This is a genomic window from Pseudoduganella sp. (genome assembly GCF_041914865.1).
In the GTDB taxonomy this organism is placed as follows: Bacteria; Pseudomonadota; Gammaproteobacteria; order Burkholderiales; family Burkholderiaceae_D; genus Rugamonas.
On record NZ_JAYSCO010000059.1, the window covers coordinates 1 to 17,626 of the forward strand.

Annotated in this window: 13 protein-coding genes; 10 read left to right on the forward strand and 3 right to left on the reverse strand. The window is 66.1% G+C overall.

Features of this window, described 5'->3' with window-relative positions:
- Nucleotides 1–53: 53 nt before the first annotated feature.
- Nucleotides 54–2,441, reverse strand: a complete 2,388-nt coding sequence (locus ACE3TQ_RS21600; RefSeq protein ID WP_374584867.1) for a TonB-dependent receptor plug domain-containing protein — start codon at nucleotides 2,439–2,441, stop codon at nucleotides 54–56.
- A gap of 114 nt (nucleotides 2,442–2,555) precedes the next feature.
- Nucleotides 2,556–3,374: a PhzF family phenazine biosynthesis protein gene (locus ACE3TQ_RS21605; protein WP_374584869.1), complete on the reverse strand. Its 819-nt coding sequence runs from the start codon at nucleotides 3,372–3,374 to the stop codon at nucleotides 2,556–2,558.
- A gap of 55 nt (nucleotides 3,375–3,429) precedes the next feature.
- Between ACE3TQ_RS21605 and ACE3TQ_RS21610 the strand changes: the two genes are divergently transcribed.
- From ACE3TQ_RS21610 to ACE3TQ_RS21625, 4 genes are read left to right on the forward strand one after another with little or no spacing between them, the layout of a single operon-like run.
- On the forward strand, nucleotides 3,430–6,663 hold the full coding sequence (locus tag ACE3TQ_RS21610) for an error-prone DNA polymerase (RefSeq protein WP_374584871.1): 3,234 nt from the start codon (nucleotides 3,430–3,432) through the stop codon (nucleotides 6,661–6,663).
- A 35-nt stretch (nucleotides 6,664–6,698) separates the two neighbouring features.
- Nucleotides 6,699–7,613: a hypothetical protein gene (locus ACE3TQ_RS21615; protein ID WP_374584873.1), complete on the forward strand. Its 915-nt coding sequence runs from the start codon at nucleotides 6,699–6,701 to the stop codon at nucleotides 7,611–7,613.
- Nucleotides 7,606–8,514 carry a hypothetical protein gene (locus tag ACE3TQ_RS21620; protein ID WP_374584875.1) on the forward strand — a complete coding sequence of 303 codons (909 nt, stop codon included), beginning with the start codon at nucleotides 7,606–7,608 and terminating at the stop codon, nucleotides 8,512–8,514. Before ACE3TQ_RS21615 ends, ACE3TQ_RS21620 begins: the two co-directional genes overlap by 8 nt.
- On the forward strand, nucleotides 8,514–8,984 hold the full coding sequence (locus ACE3TQ_RS21625; protein ID WP_374584877.1) for a GNAT family N-acetyltransferase: 471 nt from the start codon (nucleotides 8,514–8,516) through the stop codon (nucleotides 8,982–8,984). The genes ACE3TQ_RS21620 and ACE3TQ_RS21625 overlap by 1 nt, the downstream gene beginning before the upstream one ends.
- Here the strand turns inward: ACE3TQ_RS21625 and ACE3TQ_RS21630 are convergent.
- Nucleotides 8,981–9,415: a PRC-barrel domain-containing protein gene (locus ACE3TQ_RS21630; RefSeq protein WP_374584879.1), complete on the reverse strand. Its 435-nt coding sequence runs from the start codon at nucleotides 9,413–9,415 to the stop codon at nucleotides 8,981–8,983. The two genes, ACE3TQ_RS21625 and ACE3TQ_RS21630, sit on opposite strands and share 4 nt — an antisense overlap.
- Nucleotides 9,416–9,554: 139 nt before the next feature.
- Between ACE3TQ_RS21630 and ACE3TQ_RS21635 the strand changes: the two genes are divergently transcribed.
- The 6 genes from ACE3TQ_RS21635 to ACE3TQ_RS21660 all read left to right on the forward strand — a co-directional run bounded on the left by ACE3TQ_RS21635 (nucleotide 9,555) and on the right by ACE3TQ_RS21660 (nucleotide 17,578).
- A complete protein-coding gene (locus ACE3TQ_RS21635) occupies nucleotides 9,555–11,216 on the forward strand; it encodes a CTP synthase (protein ID WP_374584881.1) in 1,662 nt (553 codons plus the stop codon).
- On the forward strand, nucleotides 11,213–12,067 hold the full coding sequence (gene kdsA, locus ACE3TQ_RS21640; protein ID WP_374584883.1) for a 3-deoxy-8-phosphooctulonate synthase: 855 nt from the start codon (nucleotides 11,213–11,215) through the stop codon (nucleotides 12,065–12,067). The genes ACE3TQ_RS21635 and kdsA overlap by 4 nt, the downstream gene beginning before the upstream one ends.
- 218 nt (nucleotides 12,068–12,285) lie before the next feature.
- The gene (eno, locus tag ACE3TQ_RS21645; RefSeq protein WP_374584885.1) at nucleotides 12,286–13,569 is read left to right on the forward strand and encodes a phosphopyruvate hydratase; all 1,284 of its coding nucleotides are present in this window, start codon (nucleotides 12,286–12,288) and stop codon (nucleotides 13,567–13,569) included.
- A gap of 47 nt (nucleotides 13,570–13,616) precedes the next feature.
- The gene (gene ftsB, locus ACE3TQ_RS21650) at nucleotides 13,617–13,928 is read left to right on the forward strand and encodes a cell division protein FtsB (protein WP_374584887.1); all 312 of its coding nucleotides are present in this window, start codon (nucleotides 13,617–13,619) and stop codon (nucleotides 13,926–13,928) included.
- Nucleotides 13,929–14,184: 256 nt separating this feature from the next.
- Nucleotides 14,185–16,419, forward strand: coding sequence for a TonB-dependent receptor domain-containing protein (locus tag ACE3TQ_RS21655; protein WP_374584889.1), 2,235 nt, complete (start codon nucleotides 14,185–14,187; stop codon nucleotides 16,417–16,419).
- 13 nt (nucleotides 16,420–16,432) lie between these two features.
- Nucleotides 16,433–17,578, forward strand: a complete 1,146-nt coding sequence (locus ACE3TQ_RS21660; RefSeq protein WP_374584892.1) for a hemin-degrading factor — start codon at nucleotides 16,433–16,435, stop codon at nucleotides 17,576–17,578.
- The last annotated feature ends 48 nt before the right edge of the window (nucleotides 17,579–17,626 follow it).

Genomic DNA, 17,626 nt, shown 5'->3' on the forward strand with positions numbered 1-17,626 from the left:
GACAAATTGCGTAGCAATTTGTCCGATTGTCAGACCTGACCCCGAATTTTGGTTTAGAACTTGACGTGCAGGCGGGCGAAGTAGGATACGCCGTTCAGGCCGAACTGGACGCTTTCGTACTTGAAGCCGTTGTCGGTTTCGTCCGGGTTCTGCTTGCTCGGGTGGACGTCGAAGATGTTGGCCGCGCCGAAGCTGAACTTGGCGTTCTTCATGAAGCTGTAGGTGAAGCCCAGGTCGGCCGAGGTCTTCGCTTCATACTTCTGGTTCGGTACGCCGGCGGCGGTGCCGCTCCAGGTGCCCAGGGTCTGCGGGCCGAAGTGGATGATCTTGAAGCTGGTTTCCAGCGCGCCGGTGGCGTAGTCGAAGCCGAGGGTGGCCTTGCGGCGCGGGCCGCCTTGCTCCAGGTACAGGCGCTCGCGTTCGGACAGCAGCACGTCTTCGAAGCCTTGCAGCGCGGCCGGGGCGTGGATGTCGGTCACTTCGGTCTTGCTGAAGTTGACGGCCAGGAAGCTGGTCAGCTTGTTGCCAAACAGCGTGCCCTTGTGCGCGGCGGTCAGGTCCAGGCCCTGGGTCTTGGTGTCGACCGAGTTGACGAAGAATTGCGCGCCGCCGACGCCCAGGGTGGCCAGCTTGGCGGCCAGGGTCGGGTAGTTCGATTCGTCGAACAGGCCGGACAGCACGATGCGGTCCTTGATCTTGATGCGGTACAGGTCGGCGGTGACCGACAGGGCCTCGCTCGGGGTCCAGGTGGCGCCCAGGGTGAAGCTGCGCGATTTCTCTTCCTTCAGCGGGTCGAGGCCGGCGACCTTGCCAACCGGGCCGACGGCCGGGGTGATCGAGATGTCGGTCGGCACGCCGCCCACGAAGTCGGTGTAGGTGGAGGAGAAGTAGGCCTGCTGCAGCGATGGGGCGCGGAAGCCGGTGGAGGCGGAGGCGCGCAGCAGCACCGGGTCGGACACGCGGTAGCTGCCGGCGATCTTGCCGGTCACGGTGGAGCCGAAGTCGCTGAATTTCTCCCAGCGCAGGGCGCCTTGCAGGCGGGTGTCCTTGTTCAGGTCCGCTTCCAGGTCGAGGTAGGCGGCGCTGCTGTGGCGCTTGGCGTTGGTGGCGTCGCTCGGCTGGAAGCCGGGGAAGCCCTGGCTGCCGGCATTGCCGCCGCCGGCGCCGTCGGCGTCGATGTAGGAGCCCGGCTCGCCGGCGAAGATCTTGTACTTCTCGGCGCGGTACTCGGCGCCGAAGGCCACGTTCAGGCCATCGCCGACCAGGCCCTGGAAGTAGCGGTTCATGTCGAAGTTGGTGGTCGACTGCTGGAACGAGAAGCCGCCGGCGTCGAACTCGCTCTTGCTGACGCCTTTGCCGCCGTTCAGCTTGTCGAGGTTGGCGATGGAGGCGTTCAGGGTATTGCTGATGTTGTACATCAGGCGGTTGTAGCCGTAGGTCTGCGAGATATCGGCATTCCAGTCGCCGAACTTTTGCTTGAAGCCGAGGATGGCGTAGCGGTCGTCCAGGTCGCCGTTGATGAAGGGCACGAAGCCGTTCGGGTACATGGCGGCGGAGTTGCGGGTCGGGACGTCGTCCACGCCGTCGCGCGCCCAGGCGCCGCTCGATGCGTCGCGCTTCTGCACGCCGCCGGTGAAGTAGACGCGGCCCGGGCCGGCCGGGATTTCACCATTCACGTACAGGGTCTGGTTTTCCGACTTGGAGTCGCCGATGGTGCGCGGGTTGCCCGGCTCGGCGCGGTTGGAGCGGCCGCGGTCCAGGTATTCGCCGGTGATGCCGACCGTGCCGCCGGCCACGGCGAAGCCGCAGTAGGCCGATGCCAGCCAGTTCTTGCCGTCGCCCGCGCCGTACTGGCCAAAGCCGATGGCCGATTCGCAGCCGACATTCTTTTTCAGGCCGATGTCCATCACGCCGGCAATCGCGTCCGAGCCGTACTGGGCGGCGGCGCCGTCGCGCAGCACCTGCACATCCTTGATGGCCATGACCGGGATGGCGTTCATGTCGGTGCCGGTGGCGCCGCGGTTGCGCGCGCCGAAGATGCTGACCAGGGCCGAGGTGTGGCGGCGCTTGCCGTTCACCAGCACCAGGGTCTGGTCCGAGCTCAGGCCGCGCAGCGCGGCGGAGTCCACCAGGTCGGCGCCGTCGGCGCCGGTCTGGCGCGTCGAGTTGAACGACGGCGAGATGTAGGTCAGGGTCTGCGACAGGTCGAATTGGGCGCCTTGTTCGGTCGCCTTCGACAGCGGGATCACATCGATCGGCGCCACGGTATCGGTGGTGGAACTGGTGGCGCGGCGCGAACCCACCACGTTCACGACAGTCATATTGTCGCTGTTGGCGCTTTGCGTTTGGGCGATGGCCGGGAAGGCGGCCATGGTGGACAGGGCGCCGGCGCCGTACAGCGCGGACAGGACAGCTTTGTGCAGCATCGAGTGACGGGTCATGCGGTTTCTCCGACGAAAAGTTGCAGGTCATTCTATAGAACGCCGCCAACTATCGATATGCCGCACTTGAATCGTCGCGCCCCTTTGTTTTATTTTTGCAACGTAGACAAAATGTTAAGCTGGCCCGTGCACCAGGCTGGTGCGGCCGCCCACCAGGATGGTGCCGGCCGCCACGCTTGTGTGCAGCAGGCAGGGCTGTCCCACATTGGCTCCCTGGTAGAGCCGGATGGCGTGCCCGAGGTGGCGCGTGAGGGCGCCGGCGGCGACACCGGTGGCGCTGTCTTCGATGGCCGGGTCGAGGTGGTTGAAGTTCCGTCCTTCCAGCGCGCCATCAGGGCGGCGGCACCAGGCGTAGACGCCGCTGATGCCGTGCGCCTTGCCCCAGGCGTGGATGGCGGCCAGGTCGGGGGCCAGGGCGTGCAGCGTGGCGCGGTCCACGACTTCGACCAGCAGTTTGGGGCTGCCGACCGAGGCCAGCGCCGGCGCCGATGCCAGCTCCAGCGCCAGGCCGGGCGTGGCCAGCAGGCGCTGGGCCAGCGGTTCCAGGCTGCTTTCCCCGGGTGCCGGCGCCAGCGCGGGCACGGCTTGCGGCGCCAGCGCGGCGAAGACGTGGGCGCCATCGCGCGTCAAGGTCAGCGCCTGGCCGCGCCAGGCGGTGCGCACGGTCAGCGGGCCGGCGCTGTCGGCCAGCAGTACCTGGCCGGCCGCCAGCGTGGCGTGCAGGCAGAGCGGGGAGCGCATGTGCGGGTAGAAGTAGTCCAGCGTCCATGCCGCGTCGGCGCTGCCGCGATCGATGAAGACGCAGGCGCTCTTGTTGGCGGACTGGGCGAAGGCCTGCCGCTCATCGGCCGTCGGCGGGCCGTCCATGATCACCAGCGCCGCATTGCCGCCGGCGTTGTCGATACCAAAACATTTCAGTTCGTAAATATCCATCCGGGCAGAATACAGGAGAGTGGCGCAGCCTGCCGGCGCGGGTGTAGAATACTGTATGGATATACAGTTATCGCGTCCAGGCCTGCCCGAGTATGCAGAGCTGTTTTGCCTGACCAATTTTTCCTTCCTGCATGGCGCCTCGCACGCCGAGGAACTGGTGCAGCGCGCGATCAAACTCGGTTATAGCGCGCTGGCCATCACGGACGAATGCTCGCTGGCCGGCGTGGTGCGCGCGCATGCGGCGGCCAGGGAGAGCGGCCTGCCGATCATGATCGGCGCCCATTTCCACCTGACCCATGCCGACGGCAGCGCGGCGCTGTCCCTGCTGGCGCTGGCCACCAACCGCAACGGCTACGGCAACCTGTCGGAAATGATCACCCTGGGCCGCATGCGTGCCGACAAGGGCAGCTACCAGCTGCACCTGGACGACTTCGCCGCGCCGCCGCCCGAACGCGCCCACCTGCGCGGCTTGCCCGACTGCCTGCTGGTGCTGCTGCCGGAGTATCCGGCCAGCGTTGAGCGCTTGCACCGGCAAGCGGCCTGGGTGGAGGCGGCGTTCCCCGGGCGCGCCTGGATCGGCCTGACTTTGCTGGGCCGTGCTTTCGACGAGGCGCACCAGGCGGCCATTGCCGAAGTGGCGCTGCAGCATGGCTTGCGCGTCACCGCGGCCGGCCATGTCTGCATGCATGTGCGCTCGCGCAAGCCGCTGCACGACACCTTGACTGCCGTGCGGCTCGGCAAGCCGGTCGCGGAGTGCGGCTATGCGCTGGCGCAGAACGCGGAGCAGCATTTGCGTTCGCGCCTGCGCCTGGCGAACGTGTACCCGGCGCCGGCGCTGGAGGAGACGCTGCGCATTGCCCAGCTGTGCCATTTCTCGCTGGAGGAGCTGCGCTATGAGTACCCGCACGAGCTGATCCCGCCCGGCCACACGCCCTCCAGTTTCCTGCGCCAGGAAACCTACCTGGGCGCCGCATGGCGCTACCCGCACGGCATCCCGCCGCAGGTGCGGGCGCAGATCGAGCATGAGCTGGAGCTGGTGAAGACGCTGGAGTACGAGTATTTCTTCCTGACGGTGTACGACATCGTGCGTTATGCGCGCTCGATCGGCATCCTGTGCCAGGGGCGCGGGTCGGCCGCCAATTCGGCGGTCTGCTATTGCCTGGGCGTGACCTCGGTCGACCCGGTGCGCGGCAATAGCGTGGTGGGGCGTTTCATGTCGATCGAGCGCAAGGAGCCGCCCGATATCGACGTCGATTTCGAGCACCAGCGGCGCGAGGAGGTGATCCAGTACATCTACAACAAGTACGGCCGCCACCGCACGGCGCTGGCGGCCACCGTGATCTGCTACCGCACCAAGAGCGCGTTGCGCGACAGCGGCAAGGCGCTGGGCGTGGACCTGGAAATCGTGGAGAAGGTGGCCAAATCGCACCGCTGGTTCGACCGCAAGAGCGAGGTGCTGGAGCGCTTTGCCGAATGCGGCATGGACCCGGACTCGCCGCTGGCGCACCAGTGGGCCTACCTGGCGCTGCAGCTGCTGGGCTTCCCGCGCCACCTGTCGCAGCACGTGGGCGGCTTCGTCATTTCGCAGGACAAGCTGTCGCGCCTGGTGCCCATCGAGAATGCGGCGATGGTGGACCGCAGCGTGATCCAGTGGGACAAGGACGACCTGGAGGAGTTGGGCCTGCTGAAGGTGGACGTGCTGGCGCTGGGCATGCTGACGGCGATGCGCCGCACCTTCGATCTGATCTCGCAGCGCCACCGCCTGCCTTTCGGCTTGAACAGCGTGCCGCCGGAGGACCGGGCCACGTACGACATGATCTGCCGCGCCGACACCATCGGCGTATTCCAGATCGAATCGCGGGCGCAAATGAGCATGCTGCCGCGCCTGCAGCCGCGTGTGTTTTACGACCTGGTGATCGAGGTGGCCATTGTGCGGCCGGGGCCGATCCAGGGCGGCATGGTGCACCCCTACCTGCAGCGGCGCATGGGCCAGGTGAAGCCGCACGTGCCGCGCGGGCTGGAGAAGGCGCTGGCCCGCACGCTGGGCGTGCCGATCTTCCAGGAGCAGGTGATGCAGGTGGTGATCGACGCCGCCGACTTCACGCCGGGCGAGGCGGACCAGCTGCGGCGCTCGATGGCGGCGTGGAAGCGCAAAGGCGGCCTGGAGAAATACCAGCAGCGGATCGTCAGCGGCATGCTCAGGAACGGTTATGACGAGGCCTTCGCGCTGCAGATCTGCCAGCAGATCCAGGGCTTTGGCGAGTACGGTTTTCCCGAGTCGCATGCGGCGAGTTTTGCGCTGCTGACGTATGCCAGCTCCTGGCTCAAATGCCACGAACCGGCCGCTTTCCTGTGCGCCTTGCTGAACAGCCTGCCGATGGGCTTTTACAGCGCTTCGCAGCTGGTGCAGGATGCCAGGCGGCACGGCATCGAGGTGCGGCCGGTGGATGTGACGGTCAGCGGCTGGGAGTCGTCGCTGGAGGAGCTGGAGGAAGTCGCGGCGCCGGAGGTCGCGCTGCGCGGGCGCGATGTCACGGCGGATGAATTCCTGGCCGCGATGGCCGGGCGCGGCAAGCGCCGCCAGCCGGCGGTGCGGCTCGGCATGTGCCTGCTGAACGGCATGCGCGAAGATGCGGCGCTGCGCATCGTGCACGAGCGCCAGCGGCGCCCCTTTGGCAGCGTGGCCGAGCTGGCGCGGCGTGCCGAACTCGATCGCCACAGCTTGCAGGTGCTGGCGGGTGGCAATGCCCTGCAGGCGCTGGCCGGCAACCGCCGCCAGGCGCTGTGGAACGCGGCGGGGGCGGTGCCGGACAAGGACTTGCTGCGTCCCACCGAAGTGGAGGAGGAAATCCCGCAGCTGGCAGCGCCGACCGAGGGCGAGGAAATCCTCAGCGACTACCGCGCGCAGGGCCTGACGCTGGGCCGCCATCCGCTGGCGCTGCTGCGTCCTGCCTTGCTGGCCAAGCGCTTCTTCCCGGCGGAAGTGCTGAACACCTTCAGCAACAACCAGCTGGCGCGCGGCGCCGGCATTGTTGCCGGCCGCCAGCGCCCGGGCACGGCCAAGGGCGTGCTGTTCGTCACGCTGGAAGACGAAACCGGCAACGTCAACGTGATCGTGTGGCCCGACCTGGTGGACAAATACCGGCGCGAAGTGCTGGGCGCGCGCCTGCTTGGCGTGTACGGCGTGTGGCAGGTGGAAGGCATCGTGCGCCACCTGGTGGCGCGGCGCCTGGTCGACCTGTCGCACATGCTGGGCCGCCTGCCGGCCCCGAGCCGTGATTTTCATTGAGAATGTGCGCCATGGCGCGATGATAAAATTTTTGCATGAAGATGAAATTGATTCCCCTGCTGGCACTCGGCCTGCTTGCCGCCTGCCAGCGCACCCCGGATACCCCACCTGCAGCACCCGTCGCGACAAGCACCGCCGGCCTGAATGCTGCGCAAAAACTGGAACTGGATTTGATGCGCGCCGTATTTGGTGATGCCGTGCGCGTGGCGTCCGGCCAGGCGCAGGCCCTGGCGGATCTGCCCGCCGTCGGGCAGCCCAACGCACGCGATGCGATGAAGGTCGTCCCGCTGGGCGCACGGCTCCTGGCCAACGGCCAGGCCGCGCTGGTCACCGCCGCCATCCCGCGCGACAGCGAAGACATGCCCGGCGAGCGCCCGGACGCGCTGGCGGCCAGCATCAGCGCCTACTTGCTGGAGAAGGTCGCAGGCCGCTGGACATTGACGCAGCGCCGCGAGTCGATTGCCGCTGTCGGCAGCCATGGCGAAACGGGCGACCTGGCCTGGCTGGACCTGGGGCAGGGCCGCACCGGCTTTGCGCTGGAAGGCGAGAGCGCCAACCGTGGCCAGACGATCCGCACGCTGAGCGTGTTCGACCTCGGCGCCAGCAACGTCGCGCCGCTGCCGGCGCACACCATCCGCATCCACAACGACAATGACGGCGATTGCGAGGACGAGCGCCCGCGCTGCTGGCACGTCAGCGGCCGCTGGCGCATGCTGGCGCCGCAAGGCGCGGCGCCAGCCGAGCTGGAGGTGACCTTCCAGGGCGTGCTGGAGCAAAGGGCGGCAGACGCGCAGGCGCTGCCCAAGCCCGCAAGCGAGGCGGCCGACTATGCCGACGAGATCCCGCCGCGCGACAAGCGCCAGGTCAAGGCAACGGCGCGCTATGCGCTGCACGCGAAGGGCTTGCAGCTCCTCAGCGGGGAAAATATTGCGGAGGGCATCGATGGTTAAGTTGACGATGGCGGCGCCGGCCGCGCTGCTGGCTGCGTGCGCGCTGGCCGGCTGCGGCAAGGAGCCGGCTGGCCAGGCTGCCGTGCCGCCTGCCGCGCCGGCCGTGGCAGCCGCAGTGAGCGCACCGGCCGCACCGGCGCCGCAGGCGGGCAGCGGCAGCGCCGTGCATGCGCGCATGATGGAATTGCTGCGTGCCGTGTACGGCGCCGCGACCGCGCGCGAACAATACGTGCTGGCAGAGATGCCGATGCCCGACCAGCGCGACGCGGTGGCCGTCTTCCGCCTGGAGCCGGTCGCCATGCGCGAGCTGGCCGACGGCCGGGTCGCGCTGGTGGCCAATGCGCAGATGGCCGACGACAACGAGGAGGGCATCTCATCGCATGCGACGGCCGGCCTGTTGAGCGCCTACCTGCTGCGCCAGGTGAATGGCCAGTGGCGGGTCGAGGCGCGCCACGAAAACATTGCCGAGCTGGGCTCCTTCGGCCAGTTCGGCGAAGTGGAATGGGTGATGCTGGGCGAGGGCAGGCCGGGCTTCACCGTGCAGCACGGCGGCACCTGGCAGGGCTATACCATCAGCCACCTGTCGGTGTTCGATTTGAATGAGCGCACCATGCGCGACCTGTCCGGCGGCTTGCCGGTCTACTCCAGCGACGAGGGCGCCTGCGGCGGCGACAAGTCCACCTGCTGGACCACCAACGGCAAGTGGCAGTTTGAAAAACGCGCCGGTGCCCGATATGATGACCTGGTGCTGCGCTTCCAGGGCTACGAGGAAACGCGGCCGGAAGGCGCGCCGGAAGATGCGGCGCGCGAACGCAAGGAGCAAACCGGCATGGCGCGCTACAAATTCGACGGGCGCGCCTATGTGCTGGTCGAGGGCGAGAATATCGTGCGAGGAATTTGATGGCATTCAAGCTGCGGCCGGGCACGGCCGAGGATGCGGCGGCGATCAGCGCGCTGATCCTGTCGCTGCAACCGTATCTGACGATTGCGCCCGATGGCGCGGGGGCGGAGGAGTTCCTGGTCACCCTGCAGCCAGACATCATCCGCCGCAACCTGCAGGCGGAAAACTACGCTTACCACCTGGCGTTCGACGGCGCGCAACTGGCCGGCGTGGCGGCGGTGCGCGACAACACGCACCTGTTCAGCCTTTACGTCGCCTCGCCCTGGCATGGCCAGGGTATCGGCAAGCGCTTGTGGGAAGTGGCGCGCGATGCGGCGCTGGCGCGCGGCAATCCCGGCAGCTTCACCGTCAACGCCTCCCAGTTCGCGGAACGCATGTACCGCCACCTGGGCTTCGTGCCGACCGGCCCGATGGCGGAAATGCACGGGCTGCGCTTTATCCCGATGCGGCTCGACCTGGCGCCGGCTTAGCGCGAGCTCTGGTCCAGGTGGCTGGGGCCGCTGGTCGCGGCGCTGGTGCCGTAGTAGTTGTGCAGCTCGGTGGCCCAGGTCTGGTTGGCCATGTCCGGCCAGTGGTTCTTGTCGAAGCCGGGCGCCTGCTCGATGCGCTCCTTGTCGATATTGAGCGTCATGCGGTGGTTGGCGGTATCGAGCGAGAGCGCCTCGAACGGCACCGCAAACAGTTTCTCGCCGATGCCCAGCACGCCGCCGGAAGCCATCACCACATAGGCGATATGGCCGGTCTGCATATCGAGCATGATTTCCTTGACCGTGCCCAGGTGCTCGTTTTTCAGGTTGTGGACATGGTCGCCGATCAGGGTGTCGGCACCCATCAGGCGCGGGCCCGGGCCGTCGTGGCCGGTGTCCACATAGTTGCCAAATTCGTCGCGGTCGTGACTCATGGTGGCCTCCTGCTGTTGAAATAATGGCATTGTTGTATCGGCCGGGGCCCCGGGTCTGTTCGCTGGCGCACGCATTCGCCTCCAAAATAAGCTATAATTTCAATTTCCCGCTGCGCGCCTCCCCGGCGCCGATCTCGCAATGACCAAATTTGTCTTCGTCACTGGTGGCGTTGTGTCGTCCCTTGGTAAAGGGATTGCCGCCGCCTCCCTCGCCGCGATCCTCGAATCGCGCGGCCTCAAAGTCACCATGCTGAAACTGGACCCGTACATCAACGTGGACCCAGGCACCATGAGCCCCATGCAGCACGGTGAAGTGTTCGTTACCGATGATGGCGCCGAAACCGACCTGGACCTGGGTCACTACGAGCGTTTCATCTCCACCCGCATGCGCAAGGTGAACAACTTCACCACCGGCCAGATTTACGAATCGGTGATCCGCAAGGAACGCCGTGGCGAATACCTGGGCAAGACCGTGCAGGTGATCCCGCATATCACCAATGAAATCCAGGACTACATCCGCCGTGGCGCGGAAGGCTACGACGTCGCCCTGTGCGAAATCGGCGGCACCGTGGGCGACATCGAGTCGCTGCCATTCCTGGAAGCCGCCCGCCAGCTGTCGCTGCGCGCCGGCCGCAAGAACTCCGCCTTCGTTCACCTGACCCTGGTGCCGTACATCGCATCGGCCGGCGAACTGAAGACCAAGCCTACCCAGCACTCGGTACAGAAGCTGCGCGAAATCGGCATCTCGCCGAACGCGCTGCTGTGCCGCGCCGACCGCAAGATCCCGGAAGACGAAGTGGCGAAGATCTCGCTGTTCTCGAACATCGAAGAACGCGCCGTGATCTCGGTGTGGGATGTGGACACCATCTACAAAGTGCCGCAGATGCTGCACGACCAGGGCCTGGACGCGATCATCTGCGAAGCGCTGGACCTGAACCCGGCGCCGGCCGACCTGTCCATGTGGGCCAAGCTGATCCACAACCTGGAAAACCCGAAAGCGGAAGTGTCGATCGGCATGGTCGGCAAGTACGTGGAACTGACCGAGTCGTACAAGTCGCTGACCGAGGCGCTGCGCCACGCCGGCCTGCACACCGAGTCGCGCGTCAACATCGAGTACATCGACTCCGAAGAAATCGAGACCAAGGGCACCGCCGAACTGGCCAAGTACGACGCCATCCTGGTGCCGGGCGGCTTCGGCAAGCGCGGCGTGGAAGGCAAGATCAAGGCGGCGCAGTTCGCCCGTGAAAACAAGGTGCCATACCTGGGCATCTGCCTGGGCATGCAGGTGGCGCTGATCGAGTACGCGCGCCACATGGCCGGCTTCACCAAGGCCAACTCCACCGAGTTCGAGCCGGACACCGAGCAGCCGCTGGTGGCCCTGATCGACGAATGGCAGAACGAAGACGGCAAGATCGAGAAGCGCGACGCCAACTCCGACCTGGGCGGCACCATGCGCCTGGGCGCGCAGACCTGCGAAGTGAAGCCGGGCACCCTGGCAGCGGAAATCTACGGCGGCGTGGTGACCGAGCGTCACCGCCACCGCTACGAAGCGAACAACCATTACCTGGCGCGCGTGGAAGAAGCCGGCCTGGTGGTGGCAGCGCGCACCCCGAACGAGAACCTGTGCGAAATCATGGAACTGCCGCGTACCGGTCCCAACGCGCACCCATGGTATATGGGCGTGCAGTACCACCCTGAGTTCAAATCGACGCCGCGTGACGGCCACCCGCTGTTCACGTCCTTCATCAAGGCAGCCCTGGCGCATAAAGCCGCCGGCACCCGTCTGGAGAATGCAGCATGAAACTCGCTGGTTTTGAAGTAGGCCTGGACAAACCGTTCTTCCTGATCGCCGGCACCTGCGTGATCGAGTCGCGCCAGATGGCGTTCGACACCGCCGGCGCGCTGAAGGAAATGACCGCTGAACTGGGCATCCCGTTCATCTACAAGTCGTCCTTCGACAAGGCGAACCGCACCTCCGGTACCTCGTACCGCGGTCCGGGCATGGAGAAGGGCCTGGAAATCCTGGGCGACGTGAAGCGCGAGCTGCAAGTGCCGGTGCTGACCGACGTGCACACCGTGGAAGAAATCGCCGCCGTGGCCTCCGTGGTCGATGTGATCCAGACCCCGGCCTTCCTGTGCCGCCAGACCGACTTCATCACCGCCTGCGCCGAATCCGGCCTGCCGGTCAATATCAAGAAGGGCCAGTTCTTGTCGCCGCACGAAATGAAAAACGTGATCGACAAGGCGCGTGCCGCAGCCAAGGCCAAGGGCCTGAATGAAGACAACTTCATGGCCTGCGAGCGTGGCGCTTCCTTCGGCTACAACAACCTGGTGTCGGACATGCGTTCGCTGGCCATCATGCGCGAAACCGGCGCACCGGTGGTGTTCGATGCCACCCACTCGGTGCAGCTGCCGGGCGGCCAGGGCGGCTCGTCGGGCGGTATGCGCGACATGGTGCCTGTGCTGTCGCGTGCCGCCGTGGCGGTGGGCGTGGCCGGCCTGTTCATGGAAACCCACCCGGTTCCCGCACAAGCGCTGTCGGACGGCCCAAATGCCGTGCCGCTCGGCCGCATGAAAGAGCTGCTGTCCGTTCTGATCGAACTGGACCGCGTGACCAAGAAGGCTGGTTTCCTCGAGACCAACTTCAATTAAGATTCGCCCAGGAAGGCCGCAACCGTTTGCGGCCTTTTTTTTACCCCGGTAAACCTGGGTCAGACCCAAGGGTCAGACCCCCAACGGTTTTGCAGCTTGCGGCTTCGGCACGCCAAGGGTCAGACCCTTGGGTCTGACCCAGGTTTACCGGGTTTGGTCCTGTCTGTTATCCTTGCAACAATTTTGCCCAGAATTCGCTTTAACTTTGGAGAAAACACATGAGTGCAATCGTTGACATCATCGGTCGTGAAGTGATCGACTCGCGCGGCAATCCGACCGTCGAATGCGACGTCCTGCTGGAATCCGGCGTCATGGGCCGTGCGGCCGTGCCGTCCGGCGCCTCGACCGGTTCGCGCGAAGCCATCGAGCTGCGCGACGGCGACGCCAAGCGCTACTTCGGCAAAGGCGTGCTGAAGGCCTGCGAAAACATCAACACCGAAATCTCGGAAGCCATCATGGGCCTGGACGCCAATGAGCAGGCTTTCCTGGACCGTACCCTGATCGAACTGGACGGCACCGAGAACAAGTCGCGCCTGGGCGCCAACGCCATGCTGGCGGTGTCGATGGCAGTGGCCAAGGCCGCTGCGGAAGAAGCCGGCCTGCCGCTGTACCGCTACTTCGGCGGCTCCGGCGCGATGCAGATGCCAGTGCCGATGATGAACGTCATCAACGGCGGCGCGCACGCCGACAACAACCTGGACATCCAGGAATTCATGATCATCCCGGTCGGCGCGCCATCCTTCAAGGAAGCGGTGCGTTACGGCGCCGAAGTGTTCCACACCCTGAAGAAGATCCTGCACAAGAAGGGCATGAACACCGCCGTGGGCGACGAAGGCGGCTTCGCTCCTTCGCTGGCGTCGCACGAAGAAGCGATCAAGCTGATCATGCAGGCAATCGAGGAAGCCGGCTACGAGCCAGGCACCCAGATCGCCATCGGCCTGGATTGCGCCGCGTCCGAGTTCTACAAGGACGGCAAGTACCACCTGGAAGGCGAAGGCATGGTGCTGTCGGCTGAAGAGTTCACCAACCTGCTGGCCACCTGGTGCGACAAGTACCCGATCATCTCGATCGAAGACGCGATGCACGAAGGCGACTGGGCCGGCTGGGCGCACCTGACCCAGGCCCTGGGCAAGAAAGTGCAGCTGGTGGGCGACGACCTGTTCGTCACCAACACCAAGATCCTGAAGGAAGGCATCCAGAAGGACATCGCCAACTCGATCCTGATCAAGATCAACCAGATCGGCACCCTGACCGAAACCTTCGCCGCCATCGAAATGGCCAAGCGCGCCGGCTACACCGCCGTGATCTCGCACCGTTCCGGCGAAACCGAAGATTCGACCATCGCCGACATCGCCGTGGGCACCAACGCCCTGCAGATCAAGACCGGCTCCATGTCCCGCTCCGACCGCATGGCCAAGTACAACCAGCTGCTGCGTATCGAAGAAGATCTGGGCGACATCGCTTCCTACCCGGGCCGCGATGCGTTCTATAATCTGAAGTAATTTTGTACTCCCCGGCCGGGTCACCCCGGCCGGTTCAGTTTTATCCCATGCGCCTGATTACCCTTGCTTTGGCTTGCCTGCTGCTCCTGATCCAATACCCGCTGTGGCTGGGGAAGGGAGGCTGGCTGCGCGTCGCCGAACTGGAAACCGAAGTCGCGGCGGCGCAGGAAAAGAATGAAGGCCTGCGCCAGCGCAACGCCAAACTGGCGTCCGAAGTGAATGACCTGAAAGACGGCACCGGCGCCGTCGAAGAACGTGCCCGCTTTGAGCTGAGCATGATCAAGCAGAACGAGATCTACGTGCAGATCCTCGGCAAGGACCAGGCCCGTCCCTCCGCAGCGGCCGACGCCAAACCCTGAACGCGCTAGCGTTCGCACGCATATTCGTAGCTGAAGCGGAAATCCATGCGGCACGGCGCGCCGGCGCAGATGGCCGGCCACCACATCGCCCTGCGCATCGACCATCGCAGCAAGTGCCGCCCGCCTTCCACCGCGAGCCTGCGCCGCGCCGGGCGCCGCCCCGCAATGCTCTTGAAAATGAGAATCATTCGCATTAGAATGGAGCTCCCCGTGCCAGCCGAGAGCCAGCATTTGTTGAACTCTCGATTGGACCACCATGACTGCATCCGAATTGCGGCCGCAGCGCATTGCGCTGCTGCTGGCTGCCGCCCTGGGCGCGCACGCCCACGCCCAAGAGACCACCCGCCTGGGTGAAATCCTCGTCACCGCCAAACCCGAAGAAACCAGGACCGTCGACGCGCGCGAGCTGGATAAGCGCGGCGTCACCGACATGTCGCAGATCGCGCGCTACGAGACCCTGGTCACCGTGCCGGCGGCCATGAGCGGCGGCGCCAACATCTGGGACGGCGCAGGCAATACCGGCTTCAATATCCGCGGCGTGGAAGGCAACCGCGTCGGGCTGGAGCTGGACGGCATTGCGCTGCCGGATGCGGCGCCGCGCCCGGACAGCTCGACCCTGAACGGCTTCGGCGTCGGCCGCGACTACTCGGACCCCGAAACCTTCCGCGAAGTGCGCATTGGCGCCGGCAGCACGGGCGCCGACGGCGGCAGCGCCGGCCTGGGCGGCAAAGTGTCGTTCGTGACCAAGGCGCCGTCCGACTTCGTCAATGCCGGCAAGCCGCTGCATGCCGAGTACAAATTCGGCTACCACGGCGCCAACGAGGCGCGCATGCACGCCCTGACCGGCGCGGCGCAATCCGGTACGCTGCAAGCCATGGCGCTGGCGGTGCACCGCAGCGGCCAGCAGGCCGACAGCAAAGGCAGCGTCGCGCCCAACCCCGATGCATGGGATTCCGATGCGCTGCTGGCCAAGCTGGCCTGGCAGCTGGCGCCGGGGCATAAGCTGGGCTTCACCTTCGACGGCTTCCGCGCCGAACATACGCGCGTGTTCAACAACAAGCTGGGCGGCTCCTACCCGCAAGGCGCAACGCAGACTTCCGGCACGCGCCGCAACCGCGTCAGCGCCGAGCACGAAGCCAGCGTCGGGCCGTGGCTGGTGGAGAGCCGCGCCTACGTGCAGGACGCGCGCGTGGAAGACCACACCGATGCTTCGTATGTGCTGCAGAACCAGCGCTATGCGCGCAGCATCGATACCGGCTACTTCAACAAGAGCAAGGGCCTGGCGGGCAATGCCACGCGCCAGTTCGGCGCGCACAGTATCGCCTTCGGCGCAACGCTGGAAGACCAGGAAGCGCGCCGTCCGTGGCGCGAGGACCGTACCGTGCTGGCCACCGGCACGCACCAGGTGACCAACAAGAACCGCATGGCCGACATGGACACGCTCAAGCTGTCGGCCTTCGTGCGCGGCGAATACGTGTTCCCGCTGGCTGGCCTGCGCGCCACCCTGACGCCGGGCCTGCGCGCCGAGTACCGCAAGCTGGAACCGAAGAACCTGCAGAACTACGTGATCGCCGTGCCGGGCGCCGCCAGGGAGCTCAAGGAAGACAGCGACAGCTACCTGTCGCCGAGCCTGGGCCTGGGCGTGGCGCTGACGCCGCAGTTCGAGGTGTACGGCAAGTACACGCGCGGCTACCGCATGCCGACCGCCGCCGAGCGCACCGGCACCTACGATTCGTTCAGCTACACCGGCGCCGGCAACGGCTACGCCACGCTGGGCAACCCCAAGCTGGGCAAGGAGAGCAGCAATGCCTTCGAGCTGGGGCTGCGCGGCCACGCCAACGCCTGGCTGATCGCCAGCGCTTCCACCTTCTACACGCGCTACAAGGACTTCATCGAGTACACGGCGCAGCCGAACGACCCGGTCAACTTCCCGACCATCACCTTCGGCCTGTTCCGGCCGGAGAATATCGGCAGTGCGCGCACCTGGGGCGGCGAGCTGTCGCTGGTGGCGCAGCTGGGCAAGCTGGAGCCGGCGCTGCAGGGCTTTAGCGCCGCGCTATCGGCCGGCGCCTCGCGCGGCACGCTGCAGAACCAGCAAACCGGCAAGAAGGCCGGCATGAACTCGATCCAGCCGTACAAGGCCACGGCCAGCCTGGGCTGGGATGACGTGCAAAAACGCGGCGGCCTGGCATTGGCGGCCGTGTACACGCGCGCCAAGCAGGCCGGCGCCGAAACGGTGGCGGCGCAGGCGCAGCCGGCCGCCTATTTCGCCGTGCCGTCGTCCACCGTGCTGGACCTGACCGGCTACTGGAATATCGGCAAAAACGCCGTGCTGAACGCCGGCATCTACAACCTGGGCGACCGCAAGTACTGGGACTACGCAGCGGCGCGCACGCTGGCTGCGGGCGCCACGCCGGCCGCCCAGGCCGAGATCGAGCGCCAGGCGCGCCCGGGCCGCCACGCCGCGGTCACCTTCAAACTGATGTACTGACAAGGGGATACCTATGAAAGCAAACAAGATCTATGCATTGCTGTTGCTGGCGCTGGCCGCCGGCACGGTGGGCGCCAGCGGGGCGCCGGCCGGTTCGCTGGGCGAGCGCTGGGCCAAGCTGCGCAGCGAGCAGCCAAAACTGCAAATCCGCGACGCCGCGCGCACGCTCGGCGCCTCGGAAGCCGAACTGCTGGCGACCGGCATCGGCAAGACGGTGACGCGCCTGTCCGACGCCGACCACGCGGTGAACGACATCATGATGCGCGCGCTGGACCTGGGCACGGTGATGGCGCTGACCCGCAACGAGAACGGCGTGCTGGAACGCACCGGCGTGGCGACCAAGGCCAAGCCGCCGGCGGCCACCGGCGACGCTGGAAAGGACAAGGAAAATGCTGAGCGCTTCCGCGCGGTGGCGGGCGGCTACCTGGGTGGCGAAATCGACCTGCGCTTCCACTTCGCGAACTGGAAGCACGCCTTTGCCGTGGTGCAGCCGGGCCGCGACGGCGCCACCAGCCGCAGCCTGCAGTTCTTCGATGCGCAGGGCAATGCCGCGCACAAGGTGTACGTGAAGAGCGAAGCGGGCGTGGCGGTATTCGACAAGATCGTGGCCGACTTCAAGCATCCGCAGCAGACCGGCGCGCTGGCCATCCAGGCGGCCGCGCCGAAAGCGGCGCAGACGCCGGATAGCGCGGTCGATGTGAAAGAGTTCCAGCTGGCGTGGAAGGAAATGACCGATGTGCACCAGTTCAATCGCATCGTCGGCGAGTTCAAGCTGAACCGCGAGCAGGCCATGCGCCTGGCGCCGGAAGGCATGGCGCAGAAGATCGGCCCGCAGGCGCTGCGCAAGGTGCTGGATGAAGCGGCCAGGCAGCAGATGCCGATCATGGCTTTCCTGGGCAATGGCGCGGTGACGCAGATCTTCAGTGGCAAGATCAGCAAGACTGCGGCCAGCGGCGAGTGGTACAACGTGCTGGACCCGGAGTTCAACCTGCACATCCGCGAGACTGCGCTGAAGAGCGGGTATGTGGTGCAGCGTGCCGGCGTGACGTCGGTCGAGTTCTTCGACAAGGACGGGGAGCTGGTGGTGACCTTCTTTGGTGTGCGCGAGCGCGGTAAGCCGCAGACGCAGGCTTGGGTGGATTTGACGCGCGCGCTGTAAACCCGGTAGGGCAGGGTCTGACCCAAGGGTCAGACCCGAGGTGTGCCG